Source organism: Promicromonospora sp. NPDC019610 (genome assembly GCF_044389365.1).
GTDB lineage: Bacteria > Actinomycetota > Actinomycetes > Actinomycetales > Cellulomonadaceae > Promicromonospora.
In genome coordinates, this window is record NZ_JBIRXX010000003.1 from 207,734 (window position 1) to 231,470 (window position 23,737).

20 protein-coding genes and 1 tRNA gene are annotated in these 23,737 nt (G+C 71.5%); 16 read left to right on the forward strand and 5 right to left on the reverse strand.

The window, feature by feature from the left end; translation table 11 throughout:
* Positions 1-67: 67 nt before the first annotated feature.
* The 4 genes from pstS (at position 68) to pstB (ending at position 4,111) form a co-directional block, all read left to right on the forward strand.
* Positions 68-1,186: a phosphate ABC transporter substrate-binding protein PstS gene (pstS, locus tag ACH45N_RS22135; protein ID WP_397397906.1), complete on the forward strand. Its 1,119-nt coding sequence runs from the start codon at positions 68-70 to the stop codon at positions 1,184-1,186.
* 133 nt (positions 1,187-1,319) lie between these two features.
* Positions 1,320-2,327, forward strand: a complete 1,008-nt coding sequence (pstC, locus tag ACH45N_RS22140; RefSeq protein ID WP_397397908.1) for a phosphate ABC transporter permease subunit PstC — start codon at positions 1,320-1,322, stop codon at positions 2,325-2,327.
* Positions 2,327-3,286 (forward strand): phosphate ABC transporter permease PstA, encoded by a 960-nt coding sequence (pstA, locus tag ACH45N_RS22145; RefSeq protein ID WP_397397911.1) that lies wholly within the window; start codon positions 2,327-2,329, stop codon positions 3,284-3,286. Before pstC ends, pstA begins: the two co-directional genes overlap by 1 nt.
* A gap of 45 nt (positions 3,287-3,331) precedes the next feature.
* Positions 3,332-4,111, forward strand: coding sequence for a phosphate ABC transporter ATP-binding protein PstB (pstB, locus tag ACH45N_RS22150; RefSeq protein WP_397397914.1), 780 nt, complete (start codon positions 3,332-3,334; stop codon positions 4,109-4,111).
* 101 nt (positions 4,112-4,212) lie between these two features.
* Here pstB and ACH45N_RS22155 read toward each other — a convergent pair whose 3' ends face one another.
* Positions 4,213-4,761, reverse strand: coding sequence for a hypothetical protein (locus ACH45N_RS22155; protein WP_397397916.1), 549 nt, complete (start codon positions 4,759-4,761; stop codon positions 4,213-4,215).
* 304 nt (positions 4,762-5,065) lie between these two features.
* On the opposite strand from ACH45N_RS22155, the gene ACH45N_RS22160 reads away from it, so the two are divergent.
* The 4 genes from ACH45N_RS22160 to ACH45N_RS22175 all read left to right on the forward strand — a co-directional run bounded on the left by ACH45N_RS22160 (position 5,066) and on the right by ACH45N_RS22175 (position 7,511).
* Positions 5,066-5,548, forward strand: a complete 483-nt coding sequence (locus tag ACH45N_RS22160) for a CarD family transcriptional regulator (protein ID WP_020017968.1) — start codon at positions 5,066-5,068, stop codon at positions 5,546-5,548.
* A 108-nt stretch (positions 5,549-5,656) separates the two neighbouring features.
* Positions 5,657-6,373, forward strand: coding sequence for a 2-C-methyl-D-erythritol 4-phosphate cytidylyltransferase (ispD, locus tag ACH45N_RS22165; protein WP_397397918.1), 717 nt, complete (start codon positions 5,657-5,659; stop codon positions 6,371-6,373).
* Positions 6,370-6,915, forward strand: coding sequence for a 2-C-methyl-D-erythritol 2,4-cyclodiphosphate synthase (ispF, locus tag ACH45N_RS22170; RefSeq protein ID WP_397397920.1), 546 nt, complete (start codon positions 6,370-6,372; stop codon positions 6,913-6,915). Before ispD ends, ispF begins: the two co-directional genes overlap by 4 nt.
* Complete coding sequence (locus tag ACH45N_RS22175) at positions 6,912-7,511, forward strand: TetR/AcrR family transcriptional regulator (protein ID WP_397397922.1); 600 nt, start codon at positions 6,912-6,914, stop codon at positions 7,509-7,511. Before ispF ends, ACH45N_RS22175 begins: the two co-directional genes overlap by 4 nt.
* Positions 7,512-7,533: 22 nt before the next feature.
* Here the strand turns inward: ACH45N_RS22175 and ACH45N_RS22180 are convergent, their stop codons facing one another.
* Entirely contained in the window at positions 7,534-8,871 is a 1,338-nt protein-coding gene (locus ACH45N_RS22180) for a D-arabinono-1,4-lactone oxidase (RefSeq protein ID WP_397397925.1), read from the reverse strand.
* A gap of 56 nt (positions 8,872-8,927) precedes the next feature.
* On the opposite strand from ACH45N_RS22180, the gene ACH45N_RS22185 reads away from it, so the two are divergent.
* The 4 genes from ACH45N_RS22185 to rlmB are packed head-to-tail and all read left to right on the forward strand — an operon-like array spanning position 8,928 to position 13,928.
* The gene (locus ACH45N_RS22185; protein WP_397397928.1) at positions 8,928-10,157 is read left to right on the forward strand and encodes an amino acid deaminase/aldolase; all 1,230 of its coding nucleotides are present in this window, start codon (positions 8,928-8,930) and stop codon (positions 10,155-10,157) included.
* Positions 10,158-10,190: 33 nt separating this feature from the next.
* Positions 10,191-11,459: a low temperature requirement protein A gene (locus ACH45N_RS22190; RefSeq protein WP_397397931.1), complete on the forward strand. Its 1,269-nt coding sequence runs from the start codon at positions 10,191-10,193 to the stop codon at positions 11,457-11,459.
* A 19-nt stretch (positions 11,460-11,478) separates the two neighbouring features.
* Entirely contained in the window at positions 11,479-12,906 is a 1,428-nt protein-coding gene (gene cysS / locus ACH45N_RS22195) for a cysteine--tRNA ligase (RefSeq protein ID WP_397397934.1), read from the forward strand.
* Positions 12,907-12,938: 32 nt separating this feature from the next.
* Complete coding sequence (rlmB, locus tag ACH45N_RS22200; RefSeq protein ID WP_397397936.1) at positions 12,939-13,928, forward strand: 23S rRNA (guanosine(2251)-2'-O)-methyltransferase RlmB; 990 nt, start codon at positions 12,939-12,941, stop codon at positions 13,926-13,928.
* Positions 13,929-13,934: 6 nt separating this feature from the next.
* Here the strand turns inward: rlmB and ACH45N_RS22205 are convergent, their stop codons facing one another.
* From ACH45N_RS22205 to otsB, 3 genes are all read right to left on the reverse strand, one after another.
* The gene (locus tag ACH45N_RS22205) at positions 13,935-15,179 is read right to left on the reverse strand and encodes a DUF4032 domain-containing protein (protein WP_397397939.1); all 1,245 of its coding nucleotides are present in this window, start codon (positions 15,177-15,179) and stop codon (positions 13,935-13,937) included.
* Positions 15,180-15,324: 145 nt separating this feature from the next.
* Complete coding sequence (locus ACH45N_RS22210; protein WP_397397942.1) at positions 15,325-16,443, reverse strand: ABC transporter ATP-binding protein; 1,119 nt, start codon at positions 16,441-16,443, stop codon at positions 15,325-15,327.
* A 151-nt stretch (positions 16,444-16,594) separates the two neighbouring features.
* A complete protein-coding gene (otsB, locus tag ACH45N_RS22215) occupies positions 16,595-18,925 on the reverse strand; it encodes a trehalose-phosphatase (RefSeq protein ID WP_397397944.1) in 2,331 nt (776 codons plus the stop codon).
* A gap of 175 nt (positions 18,926-19,100) precedes the next feature.
* Here otsB and ACH45N_RS22220 point away from each other — a divergent pair, with 175 nt between their 5' ends.
* The 4 genes from ACH45N_RS22220 to ACH45N_RS22235 all read left to right on the forward strand — a co-directional run bounded on the left by ACH45N_RS22220 (position 19,101) and on the right by ACH45N_RS22235 (position 23,706).
* Positions 19,101-20,915, forward strand: coding sequence for a protein kinase (locus ACH45N_RS22220; protein ID WP_397397947.1), 1,815 nt, complete (start codon positions 19,101-19,103; stop codon positions 20,913-20,915).
* Between the two features lie 121 nt (positions 20,916-21,036).
* Positions 21,037-21,882 carry a DsbA family protein gene (locus ACH45N_RS22225; protein WP_397397949.1) on the forward strand — a complete coding sequence of 282 codons (846 nt, stop codon included), beginning with the start codon at positions 21,037-21,039 and terminating at the stop codon, positions 21,880-21,882.
* A 135-nt stretch (positions 21,883-22,017) separates the two neighbouring features.
* Positions 22,018-22,093: transfer RNA gene (locus ACH45N_RS22230), tRNA-Thr, on the forward strand.
* A gap of 128 nt (positions 22,094-22,221) precedes the next feature.
* The gene (locus ACH45N_RS22235; protein WP_397397952.1) at positions 22,222-23,706 is read left to right on the forward strand and encodes a serine/threonine-protein kinase; all 1,485 of its coding nucleotides are present in this window, start codon (positions 22,222-22,224) and stop codon (positions 23,704-23,706) included.
* The last annotated feature ends 31 nt before the right edge of the window (positions 23,707-23,737 follow it).

Here is a 23,737-nt window from a genome sequence, read left to right on the forward strand (position 1 = left end):
GGTCACTCCACCTGCCTAGCGTCCCGACTGACGCCGCGGCGCTCGCCGCGCGTACGACTTGAACAGGATGGAACGACACGTGAAGATCAGCCGATTCCCCCGCGTTGGCTCCGCTGTCATGGTGGGCGCGCTCGCGCTGAGCCTCGCAGCCTGCGGGTCTGACCCGACGACCGGCGCCGAGACCACCGAGACGGAGGGTGGCGAGGCGATCACCGGCGACTTCGCCGGCGCCGGGGCGTCGTCCCAGGAGTCCGCCATGGAGGCCTGGGTCGCCGGCTTCCAGAGCGCGAACCCGGACGTCACGATCAACTACGACCCCGCCGGTTCCGGCGCGGGCCGTGAGCAGTTCCTCGCGGGCGGCGTGCAGTGGGCCGGCTCGGACTCCGCGCTCGACGACGAGGAGCTCGCTGCCTCGGCCGAGGTCTGCGGCCCCGACGGCGCCATCGACCTGCCGATCTACGTGAGCCCGATCGCCGTGGCCTTCAACCTGCCCGGCATCGACTCGCTGAACCTCTCCTCCGAGGTCATCGCCAACATCTTCAACGGCGAGATCAAGAAGTGGAACGACGACGCGATCGCGGCTGACAACCCCGACGCCGACCTCCCTGACACCGACATCACGCCGGTGCACCGCCTCGACGACTCGGGCACCACCGAGAACTTCACCGAGTACCTCTCGGCGACGGCTCCCGAGGCCTGGACCGACGAGCCCGACGGTGTCTGGCCGCTCAAGGGCGGCGACTCCGCCGAGGGCACGTCCGGTGTGGTCGGTGTCGTGACCGACACCGAGGGCGCCGTCACCTACGCCGACGCCTCCAAGGTCGGCACCCTGGGCACCGCTGCGATCAAGGTCGGCGAGGAGTTCGTGGAGCACACCCCCGAGGGTGCCGCCGCCACGGTGGACGCCTCCCCGCGCGTCGAGGGCCGTGCCGAGCACGACTTCGCCATCGAGGTGGACCGCACGCTGACCGACCCGACCACCTACCCGCTGGTGCTGGTCTCCTACGCCATCGCCTGCACCAACTACGCCGACGAGGCGCAGGGCAACTTCGTCAAGGCCTTCCTGGCCTACCAGGCTTCCGAGGAGGGCCAGCAGGCCGCGGCCGACGCCGCGGGCAACGCGCCCATCTCGGCGGCCACCGCCGAGCAGGTCGCCGCCGCGATCGAGTCGATCACGGTCGGCTGACGAAGCACATGAGTACCGGCCGGCGGCCGGACCGAACGGCGCCGACGGCGTCGCAGGTCCGGTCGCCGGCACAGCCATGTCAGTCACTGATCCCGGTCCCCCCACCACGAGCGATGAGCATCGAGGAGCTCTTGTGACCACCACTGACAGTCCGCCGGACGCCCAGCCCGGCCGGCTGAAGCCGCCGACCCGACGGCGGCGCAACCACGGCGACACCGAACGCGGCTTCAGCCGGGTGTTCCGCTGGATCACCACCGGGTCCGGCGCCTTCCTGCTGCTGGTCCTGGCGGCCGTCGCGGTGTTCCTCGTCGCGCGCGGCCTGCCCGCCCTGATGGCCTCGCCCGAGGAGCTCAGCAGCAAGGGCGGCCTGCCCACGGGGATGAACTCGCTCTGGGACCTGGTCGGCCCCCTCGTGTTCGGCACGCTCCTGGCCGCCGCCATGGCGCTGCTGCTCGCGACGCCGGTCGCCATCGGGATCGCGCTGTTCATCTCGCACTACGCGCCGCGTCGCGCGGCCTCGGTGATCGGCTACGTGATCGACCTCCTCGCGGCGATCCCGTCCGTGGTCTTCGGCCTCTGGGGCGGGCGCACGCTGGCCCCGATCATCAGCGACGTGTGGGTGTGGATCGCGGGCGTCCTCGACTTCCTGCCGTTCTGGACCGTGAACGTGACGAACACGGGCCGGTCGCTCGCGACGGCATCCGTGGTGCTCGCGGTGATGGTCCTGCCGATCATCACCGCCGTCTCCCGCGAGGTCTTCCTGCAGACCCCGACGCTGCACGAGGAGGCCGCGCTGGCGCTGGGCGCCACGCGCTGGGAGATGATCCGCACCGCCGTGCTGCCGTTCGGCCGCTCCGGCGTGATCTCCGCCGCGATGCTCGGCCTCGGCCGTGCGCTCGGCGAGACGATGGCGGTCCTGATGATCCTGTCGCCCGGCATCCTCTACTCGTTCCAGATCTTCGACTCCGGCCAGCAGCAGACCATCGCGGCGTTCATCGCGTCGCGGTTCGCGGAGGCCAGCGGGCTCGCGGTGAACGTGCTCATCGCCACCGGCCTGGCCCTGTTCGTCATCACCATGCTGGTCAACATGGGCGCCCGCGCGATCGTCGCGCGGCGCAAGGAATTCTCGGGAGCCAACTGATGAGCGCCACGACCTCGATCGCGGACGACGCCGGCGCCGTCGAGCGCACGCGTGCCCTCCTGACCGCCGCCGACACCGGCCGCAAGCGCACCGACCGCATCATGACGGTGCTCATCTACGGCGCCTTCACGCTCGCCGTCATCCCACTGGTGTCCCTGCTGTGGACCGTCCTCGTGAACGGCATCGAGCGGTTCAACAGCGACTTCCTCCTCACGTCGATGCGCGGCGTCTTCGGCGGCATGGACATGGGCGGCGCCTACCACGCCGCCGTCGGCACGCTGATGATCACGCTGACCGCCACGGTCATCTCGGTGCCGATCGGCCTGCTGGTGGCGATCTACCTCGTCGAGTACGGGCGGGGCGCGCTCGCCCGGGCCACGACGTTCTTCGTGGACGTCATGACGGGCATCCCGTCCATCGTCGCGGGCCTGTTCGCGTTCGCGCTGTTCACGATCTTCCTGGGCCCGGGCGCCAAGCTCGGCATCATCGCCGCGGTCGCGCTGAGCGTGCTGATGATCCCCGTGGTCGTGCGCTCCTGCGAGGAGATGCTCAAGCTCGTGCCGAACGAGCTGCGGGAGGCGTCCTACGCGCTGGGCGTGCCCAAGTGGCTCACCGTCGTCCGGGTCGTGCTGCGCACCTCCGTCGCCGGCATCACCACGGGCGTGCTGCTCTCCGTCGCCCGCGTGATCGGCGAGACGGCCCCGATCCTCATCACCGCCGGTGTGACGGACTCGATCAACTTCAACGTGTTCGACGGGCGCATGATGACCCTGCCGGTCTACATCTTCAGCCAGTACCGGCAGGGCCCGGTGCCCTGCCGCGAGGATGCGATCGACTGCCTGGTGAACATCAACTTCGAGCGGGCCTGGGCGGCCGCCCTCCTGCTGATCATCATCGTCATGCTCCTCAACCTCATCGGGCGCCTCGTGACCCGGTGGTTCTCCCCGAAGCTGCGCTGACGCGCAGACCCGCCTCAGCCGCAGCTCACACGAAGGAATGATCCGATGGCACAGCGCATCGACGTGAAAGACCTGAACATCTACTACGGCGACTTCCTCGCCGTGGAGGGTGTGTCCATGACGATCGACCCCAAGTCCGTCACGGCCTTCATCGGCCCGTCGGGCTGCGGCAAGTCGACGTTCCTGCGCACCCTGAACCGCATGCACGAGGTGATCCCCGGGGCCCGCGTCGACGGCTCCGTGGAGCTTGAGGGCGTCGACCTGTACGGCGACGACGTCGACCCCGTGGCCGTGCGCCGCACCGTCGGCATGGTGTTCCAGCGCCCCAACCCGTTCCCCACGATGTCCATCCGGGACAACGTGCTGGCGGGCGTGAAGCTGAACAACAAGCGGATCAGCAAGTCGGACGCGGACGACCTGGTCGAGTCGTCCCTGCGCGGCGCCAACCTCTGGAACGAGGTCAAGGACCGCCTGGAGAAGCCGGGTTCCGGCCTGTCGGGCGGCCAGCAGCAGCGCCTCTGCATCGCCCGTGCCATCGCGGTGAAGCCGCAGGTCGTCCTCATGGACGAGCCGTGCTCGGCCCTGGACCCGATCTCCACGCTGGCGATCGAGGACCTGATCCAGGAGCTCAAGAAGGACTACACGATCGTCATCGTCACGCACAACATGCAGCAGGCCGCGCGCGTGAGCGACCGGACGGCGTTCTTCAACATCGCGGGCACCGGGAAGCCCGGCCGCCTCATCGAGATGAACGACACCTCGACCATCTTCTCGTCGCCGGCCGAGAAGGCCACCGAGGACTACGTCTCGGGCCGCTTCGGGTGACGGACGGCCGCTGACCGCCCCCGGGCGGAGAGACGGCTCTGGCGGGTGAGGACCAGGGTCCTCACCCGCCAGAGCCGTCTGCTGCTGTTACCTCCGCGAGGTCACTCCGACGGGGAGGGCGACGCCGACGGCGAGACGGACGCCGCGGGCTCGACGACCTCGACCGGGAGGTAGTCGGCGTACTCCGACAACGTGCCGTCGAGGACCGGGAGCAGGAACTCCTTGGTGTCGGTGCCGACGGTGAGGGTCGCGTCGAGGTAGTTGCCGGGTGCGGCGCCCACGGTGTCGAGCAGGGCGGCCTCGCCGGTCTCGGTGCCCAGGTAGACCGTGCCGCCTGCCGGGACCTCGACGACCACGGGGGCGGCGCCGGGGGCCTGGAGCGTGAACGACGCGTCGTCAGCCGTCTCGTTGGCCAGGGCGCCCAGGACGTTGCCGGCCTCGCCCTCGGCGGCGGACACGACCATGAGGTTGATGCCGCGCAGGTCCGTGTCGTCCTCGCCCAGGACGGAGACCCCGACGCCGTCGGACGGGTCGTAGGACTTCGTCGTGGTGGTCGGGGCGCAGGCCGCCAGCAGGAGGGCTCCCGCAGCGGAGACCGCCGCGACGGCGATGGTGCGGGCGCCTCGGGCGGCGGTGGCGCGACGGGACACGGTGAACTCCCTGATGTTCGTCTGGTTCGGTCGGGGTCGGATCCCCGCAATATCCTAGTGGGCCCGACGGCGTGCCCGCGCATCGCCGAAGGTGACGAACCACCCGGTCAGGGAGTGGCAACGGTCACGGCTCCGGAACGATCCGACCGGGGTCGCGCGGGTGAGGATCACCCCACCTACCCGGGCGGACAACGCTCTGACCTGCGGAAACGCTGTTCGCAAGGGGGTCGGACAAACGCCAAGCGTGCAAGTTCTCCAGATCACGCCGTGGTAACCTGGTTTCAGGGAAAGGGGACATCTGCAGATGACGTTCACAGTAGGCGAGACGGTTGTCTACCCGCACCATGGCGCGGCGCTGATCGAAGAGATCAAGACCCGCAAGATTCGCGGCGAAGAAAAGATGTACCTGAAGCTCAAGGTTGCTCAGGGTGACCTGACCATCGAGGTCCCGGCGGAGAACGTCGACCTGGTGGGGGTGCGCGACGTCGTCGGCCAGGAGGGTCTCGACCGCGTGTTCGAGGTGCTTCGCGCGCCGTACACGGAAGAGCCCACCAACTGGTCGCGCCGGTACAAGGCGAACCTCGAGAAGCTCGCGTCGGGCGACGTGATCAAGGTGGCCGAGGTCGTTCGCGACCTGTCCCGCCGTGACGCCGACCGCGGTCTTTCCGCAGGTGAGAAGCGTATGCTCGCGAAGGCACGGCAGATCCTCGTGTCGGAGCTCGCGCTGGCCGAGCACACCGAGGAGGAGAAGGCGGAAGCCATCCTCGACGAGGTCCTCGCCTCCTGACCCACCCACAGGATCCCCAGCTCCACTGATGCACCGGTCTGGCGACCGGTGCATCGTGCCCCACGGGATCCTTCGCTTCAATCATGATCCTGTGGGGACCCCGACGAGATGACGACCCTTGCAATCCTGACGGCCGCCGGCTCGGGCTCCCGACTAGGGCGAGACCTGCCCAAGGCGCTGGTGGAGCTCGACGGTTTCCCGCTCGTGCTGCACGCGGCGCGGCGCCTGGCGGCGTCGGGAGTCGTGGACTCGCTCGTGGTGACGGCGCCCGACGGGCTCGTGGGTGTGATGACCGACCTCCTGGCCGACGACCCGCACGTCCACGTCCCCGTTCAGGTGACGGACGGCGGCCCCACGCGGCAGGCTTCCGTCCACGCCGGCCTGGCGCTCGCCCGGCCGGGTGACGACGTGGTGCTGGTGCACGACGCGGCGCGTCCGCTCGTCCCCTCGGACCTTGTCCGGCGGGTCGTGGCGGCCGTCCGCAGCGGCCACGGGGCCGTGGTGCCCGGCCTCCCGGTCACGGACACCGTGAAGCAGGTCCGGCCGGACGGCGACGCCGAGCTGGTCACCGGCACCCCGGACCGCTCCATGCTGCGTGCCGTGCAGACGCCCCAGGGGTTCGCGCGCGACCTGCTGGTGCGCGCGCACAGGACGGGCGCCGCCCGGGCCCGGGCGGAGCACCTCGCGGCGACGGACGACGCCGGCCTCGTCGAGGTGCTCGGCGAGCCGGTCCACATCGTGCCCGGCGACGCCGCCGCCTTCAAGATCACCACCGAACGCGACCTGTGGCTCGCGTCCCTCGTGCTGCAGGAGACCAACGCATGACCGACCCGTCGAGCACGCCGGAACGGGCCGTCCCGGCCGCCGCGTACCCCCTGCCGCGCACGGGCATCGGCGTCGACGTGCACGCCTTCGCGCCGGACGGGTCGGACCGGGAGATGTGGCTCGGCGGCCTGCACTGGCCGGGCGAACGCGGCCTGGCCGGGCACTCCGACGCCGACGTCGCCGCGCACGCGGCGGCCGACGCGCTGTTCTCCGCGGCGGGTCTGGGCGACCTCGGGTCGCACTTCGGGACCGGCCGTCCGGAGTGGGCGGGGGCCTCCGGGACCACGCTCCTGGCCGAGGCCGCGAGGCGCGTTCGGGCTGCGGGGTACATGATCGGCAATGTGGCTGTACAGGTGATCGGAAACCATCCGCGGGTGGGCACACGGCGCGACGAGGCTCAGGCGGCGCTGTCCGCCGCCGCGGGCGCGCCCGTCTCCCTGACCGCGACCACGACGGATGCGCTCGGGCTGACCGGGCGCGGCGAGGGCGTCGCGGCGATCGCGACCGCGCTCGTGGTGCCCGACGGCAGGGCCGCGGCATGAACAACAAGCGCAAGCCGCTGGACGAACGGCGCGCCGAGATCGTCGAGGCCGGGCTGAGCGTGGCGATGCGCGAGGGCGTCGAGTCGGTGACCGTGCGCCGCGTGGCGCAGGAGGCCGGCATCTCGCTGGGCACCGTGCACTACTGCTTCGACGACAAGGACGCGATGCTGCGGGCCATGGGCCGCGCCATCGCGATGCGGGCGTCCGAGCCGATGATCTCGGCGCTGGAGGTCGGGCCGGACCGCACGACCCTGGCCGACACGGCCGTGGACGCCCTCCTGACAGGCCTCAAGCAGCACCAGCACATGCGGCTGCTCACCTTCGAGTTCGCCGTCTCCGGCGCGCGTACGCCGGTGCTGCGCGAGGTGGCGCAGGCGCACCTCAAGCAGAGCATCGTGATGACACGGGAGTACCTCCTGCGGCTGGCCGAGGTCGCCGAGGCCAAGTACCGGACCGACATCGACACGCTGGCACGCACGGTGGCGATCCGGATCGACGGCATCGAGCTCGCGTGGATGGTCGACCAGGACGACGCCGCGGCGCGGTCCGCCTTCGCCGACCTGACGCACGACGTGTTCGACGACATGCAGCCCTGACGGCTCGCCGTCCTCGCCGGGCCTAGATGGCGAAGACCCGCTGGGTGTACGGGTTGGCGAACACGCCCTCGGGGTCGGCCACCTCGCGCGCCCGGCGGAAGTCACCGAACCGCCGGTACTGGCCCGCCAGGTAGTCGGCGTCGCGGGTGTGCATCTTGCCCCAGTGCGGACGCCCGCCCGCGGCGGTGAAGATCTGCTCGGCGGCGTCGAAGTACCGCGCGTAGGGCAGGCGCCAGTACTGGTGCACGGCGACGTAGGCGGTGTCGCGGCCGTACGCGGTCGAGAGCCACACGTCGTCGGCGGGGGCGAAGCGCACCTCGACCGGGAACGGGACGTTCTCGCCGGTGGACCGCTGCCAGGCGTCGAGCTGGTTCAGCACGTCGACCACCGCGGCCCGAGGCACCGCGTACTCCATCTCGCGGAACCGCACGCGGCGGTGGGTGCAGAACACCTGGTGCGACGGCGCCGTGTACCGGCGGGCGCTCAGGGCGCGGGCCGAGATCGCGTTCAGCGTGGGGGTCGCGGCCGGGATCAGGGTCGCGATCTGGTTCACGGTGCCGAAGAGCGCGTTCGACAGCACCTCCTCGTCGAGGAAGGAGCGGGCCGCACCGGCCGCCTTCCGCAGGCCGTGCGCGAGGCCCGACCCGGCGTTCACGCCGGCGTCGACCCGGGTGTTGCGGAGCGTCAGGGCGCGGCGCGTGGCAGGGAACCAGTAGAACTCGAAGTGGTCGCTGCCCGCCACGAGGTCGTCGAGCTCCTCGAGGACGCGATCCAGGGGCCAGGGCTCCTCGACGGCGAGGAGGTCGAAGGCGGGGACCGCCTCGATGGTCACGGTGCTCAGCACGCCTGTCGCGCCGAGGCCGAGGCGGGAGGCCTCGAACAGGTCGTGCCGCTCGGTGGGCGCGGCGCGCACGACGTCGCCGTCCGGCCCCACGACCGTCAGCGCGCGCACGCGGGTGGCGAGGCCGCCGAACCGCGCGCCCGTGCCGTGCGTGCCCGTCGAGATGGCGCCGGCCACCGACTGCCGGTCGATGTCTCCGAGGTTCTGCATGGCCAGCCCGCGCTCGGCCAGGATCCGGTTGAGCTGGTGCAGCCGCATGCCCGCGCCCACCGTGACCAGGGCGTGCCCGGTGTCGGGGTCGCGCTCGACGCGGTGCAGGGCGTCGAGGTGGTCGAGGTTGAGCAGCACGCCGTCCGTGGCCGCCGCCGGCATGAACGAGTGCCCGGCGCCGACCGCGCGCACCGTGTGCCCGTCCTTCACGGCGCGGCGCACGGCGTCGGACAGCTCGTCCTCCGACGTCGGCTGCTCGAGTCGTGCGGGCGTGGCGGTCACGTTGCGTGCCCAGTTCGTCCAGATCACCGGAGCACTATCCCACGGGCCCGCGCTGCTGGACAGAACCGGAGTAGCGTTCGGGCATGAGCTCCGCAGCAGACACCGCCGCGCGGCTTTCCGCCGCCACGTCCGGGCTGCCGGCCCCCGTCGCCGTCGTCGACCTGGACGTGTTCGACACCAACGCGCTCGACCTCCTCAAGCGTGCCGACGGCGTACCCGTCCGCGTCGCGTCGAAGTCCGTGCGGGTGCGCTCGCTGGTCGAGCGGGCGCTCGGGCACGGGTTCGCCGGCGTCATGGCCTACTCGCTGCGCGAGGCGCTGTGGCTGGTCGGCACGGGTGTGCGCGACGTGCTGGTGGGCTACCCGACGGTGGACCGTGCGGCCCTGGCCACGCTCGCCGCGGATCCCGCGGCCCGCGCCGAGATCACCCTGATGGTCGACGACGTGGCGCACCTCGGCCTGATCGCCGAGGCCGAGGAGCGCGTGGGCGCGGGCGGCTCGGCCGCCGCCACGGCGGGCACGGCGTCCGTCCGGCCCGTCCAGGTCTGCCTGGACGTCGACTGCTCGCTGCGGGTCGGGGTGGGGTCGCTGACGGCGCACCTCGGCGTGCGCCGCTCGCCCCTGCGCGAGCCCGGCGACGTCGCCGCCCTCGCCACCGTCGCTCAGGCCAAGGGGCTGGCCGTGCGCGGCCTGATGTTCTACGAGGCCCAGGTGGCCGGCCTGCCGGACACCAGCCCCGCCGTCCGGCTCGTCAAGCGCCTCACGATGCGCGAGGTCAACGACCGCCGGGTGCGCATCCTCGCGGCGGTGCGCGACGCCGTCGGCCAGGACGTGGAGCTCGTCAACGCGGGCGGGACCGGATCGATCGAGGTGAGCGGCAGCGCCCCCGGCGTCACCGAGGTGACGTCCGGCTCCGGGCTGTTCGCGCCCGGCCTGTTCGACGGCTACCGCTCCTTCGAGGCCCGACCGGCGGCGTTCTTCGGGCTCGACGTGGTGCGCGAGCCCGCTCCCGGCTGGGTCACGGCCTTCGCGGGCGGGTACGCGGCGTCGGGCCAGGCGGGCACGGCGCGGCTGCCGCGCCTGTTCACGCCCGGGTACACGCTGAGCGGGACGGAGGGCGCGGGCGAGGTCCAGACGCCGCTGCGTGCCACGCGGGCCGACGGCGCGCCCCTGCGCACGGGCGACCGGGTCTGGCTCCGGCACGCGAAGGCCGGCGAGATGATGGAGCGGTTCGACCAGGTGCACCTCGTGCGGGGCGCCGAGATCACCGAGACGGTGCCGACCTACCGGGGCGAGCACAAGAACTTCGGGTAGGCCGCGGGACGGGCCATCGGGTAGAAAAAGCCCATGCCCACACTGCACCACCGCACCCGGCCGATGACGGGTCGCGACCCCCACGAGCCGGCGCGCACGGCGACCCCGCTGGAGCTGCTGTTCGACCTCACGTTCGTGGTCGCGTTCGGGGTGGCCGGCGAGCAGGGCGCGCACCTGCTCGCCGAGGGGCACGTCGCGTCGGGCATCATCGGGTTCGCGTTCTCGATGTTCGCGATCTGCTGGGCGTGGATCAACTTCACCTGGTTCGCCTCCGCGTTCGACACCGACGACTGGTTCTACCGCGTCACCACGATGGTGCAGATGATCGGCGTCGTGGTCCTGGCGCTCGGCCTGCCCGAGATGTTCAGCTCCCTCGACGCGGGCGACCGCGTGCACAACGAGGTCATGGTCGCCGGGTACATCGTGATGCGGCTGGCCATGCTCGTGCAGTGGCTGCGCGCGGCCAAGCAGGCGCCCGAGTACCGCGCCACCTGCCTCGCGTACGTGCGCACGCTCGTCATCACGCAGATCGGCTGGGCGGCGCTGGCCGTCGCGCCCGTGACCGTCCCGGTCTTCTTCGTGGGCGGTGTGCTGCTGGGCGTCGCGGAGATGGCGGGGCCGGTGGTCGCGGAGCGGTTCCGCACGGCCGGTGCCGGCCAGAAGAGCACGCCCTGGCACGCCCACCACATGGCCGAGCGGTACGGGCTGCTGGCCATCATCACGCTCGGCGAGGGCGTGATCGGCACGGTCGCGTCGCTGTCCGCCGTGGTCGACGGCTCGAGCTGGACGCTCGACGCCGTGCTGGTCGCGCTCGCGGGCACCGGCCTCACCTTCGGCCTGTGGTGGACGTACTACCTCACGCCGGACGCCGAGCTGCTGCACCGCCACCGGGAGCGGTCGTTCGCCTGGGGCTACGGGAACATCCTGGTCTTCGCGGCGCTCGCGGGCGTGGGCGCCGGGCTGCACGTCGCGGGCTACTACCTGGACCACGAGTCGCACCTCGGCCCCGTCGCGACGGTGCTGGCGGTCGCCGTGCCGGTGCTCGTGTTCGTGGTGGCCGACTACACGCTGTTCTGGGTCCTGTCCCGGTCGTTCAGCCCCCTGCACCTGTTCCTCGTGATCGGCACGGCGGTGGTGCTCGCCCTGGCCGTCGCGGTCGCGGCGGCGGGCCTCGGCATGGCCTGGTCCCTGCTCCTGGTCATGCTCGCCCCGGCCGTGTCGGTCGTCGGGTACGAGGTGCGCGGGCACCAGCACGTGGCGCGTGTGCTCGGACAGGCGCTCGGGCAGGAAAAGGGTGCCTGAGCGCCGGTACCCTTGACAGGTGACTATTCGCCTGTTTGACACCGCTGCGCGCGAGGTGCGCGACTTCGACCCCATCACCCCGGGCGAGGTCGGCATCTACCTGTGTGGCGCCACCGTGCAGGCGCCCCCTCATGTCGGCCATCTGCGCCCCGTCATCGCGTTCGACGTGCTGCGGCGCTGGCTCACCCGGCGGGGCCTGAAGGTCACCCTGATCCGCAACGTCACCGACATCGACGACAAGGTGCTGGCCAAGTCGGCCGCCGCCGGCCGCGAGTGGTGGGCGCACGCCGCGCTGTACGAGCGGGTGTTCACCCAGGCGTACGACGCGCTCGGCGTGATCCCGCCCACCTACGAGCCCCGGGCGACCGGCAGCGTGCCCGAGATGGTCGCGCTCATGGAGCGCCTCGTCGAGGGCGGGCACGCCTACACCACCGGCGAGGGCAACGTCTGGTTCGACGTCCACTCCTGGCCCGCCTACGGCGAGCTGACCCGGCAGCGGGTCGAGGACCTCAGCCCCGAGGAGGGCGCGGAGGTCGCGGAGGGGTCCGCCGCCGCGGCCAAGAAGAACCCGCACGACTTCGCGCTGTGGAAGGCCCCCAAGCCGGGCGAGCCGGAGTCGGCGTCGTGGGAGACCCCGTTCGGCCGCGGCCGGCCCGGCTGGCACCTGGAGTGCTCCGCGATGGCCCGCCGCTACCTGGGCGACACGTTCGACATCCACGGCGGCGGCCTCGACCTGCGGTTCCCGCACCACGAGAACGAGCAGGCGCAGTCGCGGGCCGCGGGCTACGGGTTCGCGCAGCGCTGGATGCACGTCGCGTGGGTCACCCAGGCCGGCGTCAAGATGTCGAAGTCCCTGGGCAACGGTCTGCTGGTCAGCGAGCTGCTGGCCCAGGCCCCCGCGCCCGTGGTGCGCTACGCGCTCGTGGCCGTGCAGTACCGGTCCATGCTCGAGTGGGCGCCCGACACGCTGGACGAGGCACGCACCACGTGGGAGCGCCTGTCCGGCTTCGTCACGCGCGCCTCGGAACGGGTGGGCGACGTCCCGGTCGAGGAGGTCGCCAAGGCGGAGGTGCCCGAGGCGTTCGCCGCCGCGATGGACGACGACCTGAACGTGCCGCAGGCGCTCGCCGTCGTGCACGAGCACCTGCGGGCCGGCAACACCGCCCTCGCCTCCGGGACCGACGCCGCCGTCCGCGACGAGCTGGTGACGCTCCGTGCGATGCTGGACGTGCTGGGCCTGGACCCGGCCGACCCGCAGTGGACGACGTCGGGCGACGACCGGTACGCGACGGCCCTGGACGGCCTCGTGGCCGCGGAGCTCAAGGCGCGCGCGGAGGCGCGCGCCGCGAAGGACTGGGCCACCTCCGACGCGATCCGGGACCGCCTCGCGGCCGCGGGCATCGAGGTCCAGGACAACGCCGACGGGGCCCGCTGGTCCCTCTCCTGATCTGACACCCCGGCTAGAGACGAGAAACAAAGATGGCAGGCAATTCCAAGCGCGCCGGAGCGGTGCGCAAGGCCGGTTCCAAGAAGGGCGCGCAGGTCGGCACCGGCGGGCACAGCCGCAAGGCGCTGCGCGGCAAGGGCCCGACGCCCAAGGCGGAGGACCGCACGTACCACCCGGCGCACCAGCGCAAGGTCGCGGCCGAGAAGCGGGCCACCGCGGCCGGTCGCCGTCCGGGCAGCCCGGGCGGGCGCGGCGCGGGCCGCAAGGGCGCCGGGGCGGCCGAGGTCGTCGCCGGCCGAAACGCCGTGCTGGAGGCGCTGCGCGCGGAGATGCCCGCCGAGGGGATCTACCTGGCCTCGCGCCTGGAGTCGGACGACCGCACCCAGGAGATCCTGGAGATCGCGCACGCGCGCAGCCTGCCGATGTTCGAGGCGTCTCGCCTCGACCTCGACAAGATCACCGACGGCGCCGTGCACCAGGGCGTCGCCATGAAGGTGCCGGCCTACGACTACCGGGACGCCGAGGACCTCCTCGACGTCGCGGCCGAGGCGGGGGAGCCCCCGCTGATCGTGGCGCTGGACGGCGTCACCGACCCTCGCAACCTCGGGGCCGTGCTGCGGTCCGCCGGGGCGTTCGGCGCGCACGGCGTGCTGGTGCCGGAGCGGCGCGCGGCGGGCGTGACGGCGTCGGCGTGGAAGGTGTCTGCGGGCGCCGCCGCGCGCGTGCCCGTGGCGCGTGCGACCAACCTGGCGCGCGAGCTCGCCGAGCTGAAGAAGACCGGCTGCTTCGTGGTGGGGCTCGACGCGGGCGGCGACATGCCCGTGGGCGAGCTCGCGTACGCGAACGACCCGCTGGTGCTGGTGGTCGGCTCGGAGGGCAAGGGCCTGTCCCGCCTCGTGCGCGACGCGTGCGACGCGGTGGTCTCGATCCCGATCGCGGCCACGACGGAGTCGCTGAACGCCGCCGTGGCGGCGGGAATCACGCTGTACGAGGTGGCGAAGCAGCGGGGCGAGGCCGGCTAGACCCCGCTAGGCCTGCTGCTCGGCCTCGCCCGGTGCGAGGCCGAGCAGGGCGTCCTCGTCGGGGCGGTGCCGCAGCACGTTCTCCACGTAGGACGTCGCGGCCTCGGGCAGCGGGATGTCGCGCTGCGCCTGCTGGGAGATGAACCAGCGGTGGTCGAGGATCTCGTGGAAGAGCTGCGCGGGCTCCAGCTTGCGCCGCATCTCGCGGGGCACGGCGTCGATCGTGGGGCGGAAGACCTGGCGGACCCAGGCGTGCGCCACGATCTGCTCCTGGTCGTTCTGCCGGTCGGTCGCGGCGCGGAAGCTGTCGAGGTCGTTGAGCATGCGGCGCGCCTGGTTCTCCTGGACGTCCAGGCCCGTCAGGCGCAGCAGCCGGCGCGAGTGGTGCCCGGCGTCGACCACCTTGGGCTGGATGCGCACCTTGGTGCCGTCGATGTCCGTGGTGATCTCGAGCTCGCCCACGTCGAAGCCGAGGTCGTTGAGCCGCTCGATGCGCGCGGCGACGCGCCAGCGCTCGTCGGAGTCGAACGCCTCCGAGACCGTCAGGGCGGCCCACAGCTCCTGGTAGCGCTCCACCAGGGCGTCGCCGATCGACACCTCGTCGACGTCCTCGTCGAGCAGCTCGCCGGCGGCCAGGTCCATCAGCTCGCCGATGATGTTGGTGCGTGCCAGGTCGACATCGTAGTTGCGCTGGCCGTCGGTGAGCTGGCGGTGCATGTCGCCGGTCTCGGCGTCGACCAGGTAGGCGGCGAAGGTCTCCGCGTCCCGCCGGAAGAGCGTGTTGGACAGCGAGACGTCGCCCCAGTAGAAACCGACCAGGTGCAGGCGTACCAGGAGCACCGCGAGGGCGTCGATGAGCCGCGTGGCGGTGTCGGGGCGCAGGTCCTGGCTGAACAGGGCGCGGTAGGGCAGCGAGAACGGCAGGTGCTCGGTGATCAGCACGGCCTCGAGCCGCTCGCCGTCGGGCGCGCTACGGCCCGTGATGACGCCGACGGGCACGACCGAGGGCACCTCGATGCGGTGCAGCTGGCGCAGCAGCGCGTACTCGCGGTAGGCGACGGTCTCGCCGATCTCCTTGATCGCCAGCACGCGGCCACCGTGGTTGACGAAGCGGACCACGTGCCGCGAGATGCCCTGGGGGAGGGCGGCGAGCACCTCGTCCGGCCACTCGGCCAGGGGGACGTGCCAGGGGAGGTCCAGCAGAGTGGGGTCGGGTGCGACCGCGGTGATCTGCAGGTTCTGCTGGGGCATGGGCACCATTCTGGACGACGTGAGTGCCGGGACAGAACGGTGGCGAGAGAGAACTGTGGCGAGACGGGACATCGGCTGGTGCCGGCGTCCTGTCTCGCCACAGTTCTACTTCGCCACGGTCCTACCTCGGCGAGGGAGGCTCGGCTCAGCCGAGGCGCTCACCCGTGGTCGCGGAGAACACGTGCGAGTGGCCGGCCTGGATGGCGACGTTGATGACGTCGCCCTTGTCCGGCACGCCGCGCGGGTCGATGCGGACGATGACCTGGTTGGTGTCGCCGGCGGAGAGGTCGACGTCGGCGGCGTCGCCCTTGAGCGAGCCGTAGACGAAGGCGTCGGAGCCGAGCTCCTCGACCAGGTTGACCTCGACCTCGAACGAGCCGGTGGTGCCGGACGGGACGACGTCGAGGGCCTCGGGGCGGAAGCCCAGGGTGACCTTGCCGCCGTCGGACTCGGCCAGGTTGCTCGCGATGGAGCGGTCGAGCGGGACGCTGGCCGAACCGACCTTGACGTTGCCCTCCTTGACGTCGAACGTGCCGATGTTCATGGCTGGGGAGCCGATGAAGCCGGCGACGAACACGTTGTTCGGGCGGTCGTACATCTCACGCGGGGTGCCGACCTGCTGCAGGATGCCGGCGTTGAGGACCGCGATGCGGTCGCCCATCGTGAGGGCCTCGGTCTGGTCGTGGGTCACGTAGACCGTGGTGACGCCCAGGCGGCGCTGCAGCGACGCGATCTGGGTGCGGGTCTGGACGCGGAGCTTGGCGTCGAGGTTCGACAGCGGCTCGTCCATGAGGAACACCTGCGGCTGACGCACGATGGCGCGGCCCATGGCGACACGCTGACGCTGACCACCGGAGAGGGCCTTCGGCTTGCGGTCGAGGTACTCGGTGAGGTCGAGGATCTTCGCGGCCTCCTCGACACGCTGGCGGATCTCCGCCTTCGGCGTGCCGGCGATCTTCAGGGCGAAGCCCATGTTGTCCGCCACCGACATGTGCGGGTAGAGCGCGTAGTTCTGGAAGACCATCGCGATGTCGCGGTCCTTGGGCTGCACGTCGGTGACGTCGCGGTCACCGATGAAGATGTGCCCGCCGTTGACGTCCTCGAGCCCCGCGAGCATGCGCAGCGAGGTGGACTTGCCGCAGCCGGACGGGCCGACGAGGACGAGGAACTCGCCGTCCTCGATCTCCAGGTTCAGCTGGTCGACGGCCGGGCGCTCCGTGCCCGGGTAAACGCGCGTCGCGTGGTCGAAAGTGACCGTAGCCATGAGAAAACATCCCTCCACCGGCAGGTACGTGCCGGACGATCCGTTGTGGTCGGGTGCCGTTGCTTCCACTCGCGTGTCGGCGGTGACACTGTTGCAGCGCGATCGTACCCCGGTTGGTCAAGGCCGCGGTATCGACCGGGTCACGTACGGGTCAGTCCTCCCCGCGCAGCGTGCGGGCGAGGCCGGCCAGGACGGCGGCGAGCGCGTCCGGGTCGGGCACGCGGTGGGAGGCGAGCGTGTCGCCCGTGCCCACCTTGATCGACAGGTCACCGGCCTCGAGCGCGCCGAAGGCCTGCTCGTCGGTCGTGTCGTCGCCCGCGTACAGGACGCGCACCTTCTCGACGCCCAGCTCGGCCGCCACGGTGCCGCGCAGCCGGCGCAGCGCCTCGCCCTTGCTGGTGGTCACCACCGACACCTCGACGACGTCCTTGCCGTGCATCACGGGCAGGCCCAGGTTGGCCGCGACCTCGTCGGCGGCCACGGTGATGGCAGCGGCGTCGTCCACGCTCGCCAGGCGCGTGTGCACGACGGCGGCCGCGGGCTTGACCTGCACCCACGCCCCCTCGCGGCCGGACACCGCGGACTCGAAGCCCGCGACGAGCGCGTCGAGCTGCCCGGACTGGACGGTGGTCAGGTGGAAGGGCACCTGGTCGACGCCGGTGGCGGTGGCCCGCCCCGCCTCCGCGCCGTGGCTGCCCACGAGGAACGTGCCCTCGGGGGCGACCGTGCGCTCGGCGAGGTCGGAGAGGTCGCGGCCGGAGACGAACGCGAGGCGCACCGGCGCCTCCTGCGCCAGCGCGTGCAGCTGCTCGACGGCGGTCCGGGCCGCCCGCGTCATGGTCGACGCCTTGGGGTCGTCCACGAGCGGTGCCAGCGTCCCGTCGAAGTCGGACGCGAGCAGCCAGCCCGTCGTCGGCTTCTTGCGCCGACCGTTCCCGTTGCCCATGCGCGCGAGCCGGCCCTTGGCGGGGACGCCGTCGGGCACGGTGGTGAACGCCGTCAGCGCGTCACGAAGGTTCTGGTGCCGGGGCTCCGTGGAGCGCGGGTCCACGCTCAGCGGCCGCGGCGGCACCGCGGTGAGCACCCCGAGGAAGGTCTCCGACCACTTGGCGACGTCGTCGGCCAGGACCTTGCGGCGCAGGCGCCGCATACGGCGCCGCTGCTCCCGCGGGTCCATCGTCGCGGCGGCCACGATGATGTCCTTCATGCCGTCGATGTCGTGCGGGTTGACCAGCAGGGGGCCGGGGGAGAGCTCGTCGGCCGCGCCTGTGAACTCGCTCAGCACCAGGGCGCCGCGTTCGTCGGAGCGGGCGGCGATGTACTCCTTGGCCACCAGGTTCATACCGTCGCGCAGCGAGGTCACCAGCAGCACGTCGGCCGCGAGGTAGAGCGCGGCCATCTCCTCCGGCGGGTAGGAGTGGTGCAGGTAGTGGATCGCCGAGTGGCCCAGCTCGCCGTACTCGCCGTTGATCCGGCCCACCAGCACCTCGACGTGCTCACGGAGCTCCTGGTAGGCGCCCACGTTCTCGCGGCTGGGGCTCGCGACCTGCACGAGCGTGGCGTGCTCGACGTCGAGGCGGCCGTCGTCGAGCAGCTCGCCGTAGGCCTTGATGCGGTGCCGGATGCCCTTGGTGTAGTCGAGGCGGTCGACGCCGAGCATCAGCGTGTCCGGGTTGCCAAGGTCCGCCTTGATCTCCTTGGCGCGGGCCTGGACCTCGGGGGTGCGCGCGAGCGTGTCGAACCGGTGGGAGTCGATCGAGATCGGGAACGACGACGCGCGTACGTGCCGGCCGGGCCGCCCGTCGGCGTCCGGGATGGTGATGACGGGGCCGCGCGTGGTGAACCCGGTCAGCCGCCGCGCCGAGCGCACGAAGTTCGCGGCGTCGCCGTTGCGCTGGAAGCCCACGAGGTCCGCGCCGAGCAGGCCGTCGATGATCTGCCGTCGCCACGGGAGCTGCGCGAACAGCTCGACCGGCGGGAACGGGATGTGGTCGAAGAACCCGATCCGCAGGTCCGGCCGCAGGTCGCGCAGCATGCGGGGGACGAGCTGGAGCTGGTAGTCGTGCACCCAGACGACGGCGCCCTCCGCGGCCTGCTCGGCGGCGGCGTCGGCGAAGCGCTGGTTGACCCGGCGGTACGCGTCCCACCACTGGCGGTGGTAGTCCGGGGGTGCGATGACGTCATGGTAGAGCGGCCACAGGGTCGCGTTCGAGAAACCCTCGTAGTAGCGCTCGATCTCGGTGGCGCTGAGCGTGACCGGCACCAGCAGCATGCCGTCCGCCTCGAAGGGCTCGTGCGCGAGGTCGGGGGCACCGGACCAGCCGACCCAGGCGCCGTCCGCGCCCTGCATGACCGGTTCGAGTGCCGTGACCAGGCCGCCCGGTGACCTCTGCCAGGTGAGGTCGCCCTGCGGGCCGACCGAGAAGTCGACCGGCAGCCGGTTTGCGACGACGACCAGATCGTACCCGTCTTTACCCGGCAATGTACTGCTCCTTATGTGTGGATGATTCTCACTCTGCTGCGTCAAGGGTAACGAGGTCTCTTCCCTGCTCAGGGTAACGATGTCCGGTTCCACTCGAACGCCGAGGTATCGCGGTGCTGGTCAGGGGCTGGATGTTGGCGGGCGTCCGCTGTCGGTGGCGGCTACGGTGTGCCTCATGGAGGAGGTGGAGGCCTCGATCGCGCCCCCGCACGGCGCCGGCCCCGCTGCCGGTACGAAGCTCGGCGGGTACACGGTCGTGCGCGAGATCGGGTCGGGCGCGATGGGCGCCGTCTACCGCGCGCAGGACGACGGCGGCAACGCCGTCGCGCTGAAGATGCTCCACCGCCACCTCGACGACCCGGCGGCCCGCGAGCGGCTGCGCCGCGAGGCCACGGCGCTGCAGGGCCTGCGGCACCCCGCCGTGGCCCGGGTGCTGGACGCCGAGCTGGAGGGGCCCGACGCCTTCATCGTCACCGAGCTCGTCGAGGGCCCCACGCTCGAGGAGGAGATCGACGCGCGCGGTCCCCTGGACTCCCGGGACCTCTTCGAGCTCGCCGACCAGCTCGCCGACGCCCTCGAGGCCGTCCACGGCACCGGTGTGGTGCACCGCGACCTGACGCCGTCCAACGTGCTCATCGCGCGCACCGGGCCGGTCCTGATCGACTTCGGGCTCGCGCAGGGCCCGGGCGACGTGCGGGCGACCCGCACCGGGTTCGTCATGGGCACCCCCGGCTACCTCGCGCCCGAGCTGCTCGACGGCGCGGAGCCCGGACCCGACACCGACTGGTGGTCCTGGGCCGCCGTCCTCGCGTTCGCCGGCACCGGACGTGCGCCGTTCGGCGTGCGGCCCACCGAGCTCGTGCTGCGGCGCTCGCGGCAGGGCCAGGCCGACCTCGACGGGCTCCAGCCGCGGGCCGGCCGAGCGCTCGCGGCGGCGCTCCGGGCCGTGCCCGCCGAGCGCTGGGGACCGAACGAGGTCGCGCGGGCGCTCAAGGCCGAGTCGGACGCCTTCGTCGCCGCGACGACGGGGGAGGGCGGTCCGGAGACGACGGTCCTCGACCCCTCCGGCGACGGGACCACCGTGGCGGCGGCCGACGCCGGCTCGACGCGCGTCATGCCGAAGGGCCTGCTGCCCCGCCGGCGCCCCGTCTCCGCGGCGGCCGGTGGTGCCGGGGTCGGGGCGGCCGCCGGAGCCGCCGCTGCCGCGCGCACCCGCGACCCCGTGGGTGGCGTGAGCGACCTGGCGCAGAACGCGGGCCGGGCCAAGGGCCGGTCGGTCACCGGCCGGGCGCTGGGCTCGCCGGGGCCGGGTGCACCGTCGGGCGGGACCGCCCTCCTGCCGGAGCCCGTGAACCCCGCCCGCGTGACCGGTTACCGCACGCTGTTCCTGACGCTCACCCTCGCGCTCATGACGCTCGCCGCGACCCGGCCGGGCGCCGCTGTCGCCGTGCTCGTGGCCCTGCTGGTCGTGACCCGCCTGGCCGGCATCGCCGTCGACGAGTTCCGCAGCCGCCGCGCGCGCCGCGGGCCGAGCCGCAGCGATGCCCTGGTGGCGACCCTCGTGTCCCCCTGGCACCTCGTGCGGGCCGTGTTCGGCGTCCTGCCCGCCGTGGCCGTCGGGATCTGCGCCGGCGTGATCGTGGTGCTGCTGGGCCTGATGCTCTTCGCGCCCGGCAACGTGATCATCGCGCCCATCCCGACCGTCGAGGCGCGGTCCGTGGGCGGCATGAACCAGCCGATCGTCGACAGCCTGGTGCTCGCCGTGGGCATGCTGGTCACCGTGGTCGTGTCGTGGTGGGGTCCGGCGTCGTACGGGACCCGGGTCGGGGCCGGGCCGCTGCTGCGCCGGATCGCCCCGAGCAAGGGCTCGAAGACGCTGGTCACCCTGGTCGTGCTGGCGCTCGCGCTGCTCGCCGCGCTGCCCCTGTTCGGCAGCCCGGTGGACGTCGTCTGGTGGCCGCTGGGCGACCGGCCCGCCGTGACCTGGTGACCTTCGGGCCAGGTGTCCGGATCGTACAGAAACGTTCAGCAGTCTCCCAGCGATCCCTAGTAGGCTCGGTCCAGGCGCGTGTCGCGCCTCGCCCCATTGGCCCGCATCTCGAAGGACCCCGATGTCGACGAATCAGACCAAGGCACAGCGCCGCGACGCGGCCCGTGCCGAGGCCCTTGCTCTCCAGAAGAAGCAGCAGGCACGCGAGAAGCGCAGCCGCCTGATCGTGCTCGGACTCCTCGGGCTGGGAGTCATCGTCCTGGTCGTGGCGGTCGTCCTGATCTTCATGGAGTCGCAGAAGACGCCCATGGAGAAGGTGGACAACGTCCCGGCTGGCGTCGTGCAGGACACGGGCATCCCCGTGGGCGCCGACGGTGTGGCGGGCACCTCGAACGAGGGGGCCAAGACGCTCGACGTCTACGTCGACTACATGTGCCCCATCTGCGGCCAGTTCGAGCAGACCAACAGCGCGAGCATCACCGAGATGCGCGAGGCCGGTGACGTCACGTTCGTGGTGCACCCGGTCTCGATCCTGGACCGCACCTCCCAGGGCACCGAGTACTCGACCCGTGCGGCGTCGGCCGCGGCCTGGGTCGCCGACCGCGCCCCCGAGCAGTTCGCCGCGTTCCACGACGCGATGTTCGCGAGCCAGCCGCAGGAGAACACCCCAGGTCTGTCCGACGAGCAGATCGCCCAGGTCGCCGAGCAGGCGGGCGTGCCGGCCGACGTCGCCGCGGGCATCACCGACGGCGACGCGACGGACACCTACCGGGAGTGGGTCACCGCGTCCACGGAGCTCGCGACCAGCGACGAGGACCTGGTCAACGCCCAGGGCAGCTTCGGTACGCCGACCGTGGTGATCGACGGCGAGCGGTTCGATGACTGGCAGACCCCCGGCGCGCTGACCCAGGCGATCACGGGTGAGGCCGCCGGCTCCGAGGAGCCGTCCCCGTCGCCGTCCGAGTAGTACCCGGCGAGTCGACGGCGGGGTCCCGGACTGCGGTCCGGGGCCCCGCCGCTCTGCGTGCCCGCGGCGTCGCTCCGACGCGCGCGGATTCGACTCGGACTCCGGCGGGAGGAACCGTTAGGCTGTTCCCCGCCCGCCGCCTTAGCTCAGCTGGTAGAGCTCCCGCCTTGTAAGCGGAAGGTCGTCGGTTCGAACCCGACAGGCGGCTCCAGAGGCCCGGGATCTCAACGATCCCGGGCCTTCGTGCTGTCGTTACACGGTTCCGATCGAACGGAAATCCACCGCTATCGCCCGGCTCGCACCTCGCCTCCGACTGATGCGGCGCATAGGCTCGCGGGCGTGGAACTGCAACTTGAGAGCCGGGTCTGGGAGGTCGGGCAGCGCCTCGACGCCGACACCGGTGGCTTTGGGGCGGTCTTCGAGGCCACTTCCGACGACGGAGGATCGGTCGTGGTGAAGTACGTGAAGAAGGCACCTGGTGCCGAGCGTGAGTTGCTGTTCGGGGATGCGCTCAAGGCAGCACCTCTCCGTAACGTCGTTCCGATCCTCGATAAGGGGGAGGCTGGCGACTTCTTGGTGCTGGTCATGCCACGTGCGGAAAAATCGCTCGCCCAGCACATGGCGGCGCTCGCCGGTGAGCGGATGGACCCGAGCGAGGCGCTGGACGCCCTGACGGACGTAGCCGAGGCGCTGGTAGCGCTCGAAGAGGCCGGCATAGTGCACCGCGACCTCAAGCCCGCCAACGTGCTGTTTCTGGAGGGCAAGTGGTGTATCGCTGACTTCGGAATCTCCCGGTATGCGGAAGCCACGACGGCGGTCGACACGCGCAAGTACTCCAAGACGCCTGCTTATGCTGCACCCGAGCAATGGAACGAGGAGCGCGCCACGAGTGCGACGGACGTCTACGCGTTCGGAGTCATGGCCTACGAGATCACGGCTGGGCACCGTCCGTTTCTTGGGCCAGAGGTTCACGACTTCCGCGAACAGCATCGAACTGCAACACCAGAGCGGCTGCTGCTCGGCACGAACCGACTGAGGAACATCGTTGAGGAGTGCCTGTCGAAGGTGCCCGCACAGCGCCCCGCGCCCGCCAACCTTCTTGCGCGTCTGCAGAAGGCCCGCGAGGAGCCCACGAGCCAGGCTGCGTCGCGTCTCGCCGCGCAGAACCTACGGATCGTCCAGGAGCGCACCCAAGCCTCGGCCGAAGCTGAAGCGATCCGCCAGGCGACCGAACAGCGGGCGCGCCTTGCAGCCGACGGCATTCGGGCGTTCAACGTGTTCGCGGAGCCATTGCTACAGCAGATCGAGGATGATGCGCCAGCGGCGACGATCAAGCGGGGTGACGGTCAGGGGCGAATGGTCTTCGTCGCAGATCTGGATGGCGCGGAACTGGGGGTTGCAGCACCGGTCGCCTCGCAGAACTGGACGGGTCCGTTCGACGTCGTGGCCCACGCATCGATCAGCGTTCATCCCAAGGAGAGGTACGGCGTTTGGGTCGGCCGATCTCATTCCTTGTGGTTCTGTGACGCCTTCGAACAGGGGCGGTTCGCCTGGTACGAGTTGGCGTTCATGGATTCGCCGCTGGTTGGGAGCCAGCGTCCGATAGCGCCAGACTCACGCGAACCGCGGGAAGCATCGGTAGCGTTCTCAAACGTGGTGGGAACCATGCAGCTTGCGTGGACTCCCGGTGAGCTTGATCGCGACGAACCGGATGAGTTCATCGAAAGGTGGATCGGGTGGTTCGCCGATGCCGTCGAGGGGAAGCTGGTCCGGCCGTCGACGATGCCCGAGCGGCCCGATGACGGACAGTGGCGTCACAGCTAGGCCACTGACCGCCGGATTCATACGGATGCGG

Coding starts and splice junctions, on each gene's coding strand:
- pstS (WP_397397906.1), top strand. CDS start 68: ATGGAACGACACGTGAAGATCAGCCGATTCCCCCGCGTTGGCTCCGCT.
- pstA (WP_397397911.1), top strand. CDS start 2,327: ATGAGCGCCACGACCTCGATCGCGGACGACGCCGGCGCCGTCGAGCGC.
- pstB (WP_397397914.1), top strand. CDS start 3,332: ATGGCACAGCGCATCGACGTGAAAGACCTGAACATCTACTACGGCGAC.
- ACH45N_RS22160 (WP_020017968.1), top strand. CDS start 5,066: ATGACGTTCACAGTAGGCGAGACGGTTGTCTACCCGCACCATGGCGCG.
- ispD (WP_397397918.1), top strand. CDS start 5,657: ATGACGACCCTTGCAATCCTGACGGCCGCCGGCTCGGGCTCCCGACTA.
- ispF (WP_397397920.1), top strand. CDS start 6,370: ATGACCGACCCGTCGAGCACGCCGGAACGGGCCGTCCCGGCCGCCGCG.
- ACH45N_RS22175 (WP_397397922.1), top strand. CDS start 6,912: ATGAACAACAAGCGCAAGCCGCTGGACGAACGGCGCGCCGAGATCGTC.
- ACH45N_RS22185 (WP_397397928.1), top strand. CDS start 8,928: ATGAGCTCCGCAGCAGACACCGCCGCGCGGCTTTCCGCCGCCACGTCC.
- ACH45N_RS22190 (WP_397397931.1), top strand. CDS start 10,191: ATGCCCACACTGCACCACCGCACCCGGCCGATGACGGGTCGCGACCCC.
- rlmB (WP_397397936.1), top strand. CDS start 12,939: ATGGCAGGCAATTCCAAGCGCGCCGGAGCGGTGCGCAAGGCCGGTTCC.
- ACH45N_RS22205 (WP_397397939.1), bottom strand. CDS start 15,179: ATGCCCCAGCAGAACCTGCAGATCACCGCGGTCGCACCCGACCCCACT.
- ACH45N_RS22210 (WP_397397942.1), bottom strand. CDS start 16,443: ATGGCTACGGTCACTTTCGACCACGCGACGCGCGTTTACCCGGGCACG.
- ACH45N_RS22220 (WP_397397947.1), top strand. CDS start 19,101: ATGGAGGAGGTGGAGGCCTCGATCGCGCCCCCGCACGGCGCCGGCCCC.
- ACH45N_RS22225 (WP_397397949.1), top strand. CDS start 21,037: ATGTCGACGAATCAGACCAAGGCACAGCGCCGCGACGCGGCCCGTGCC.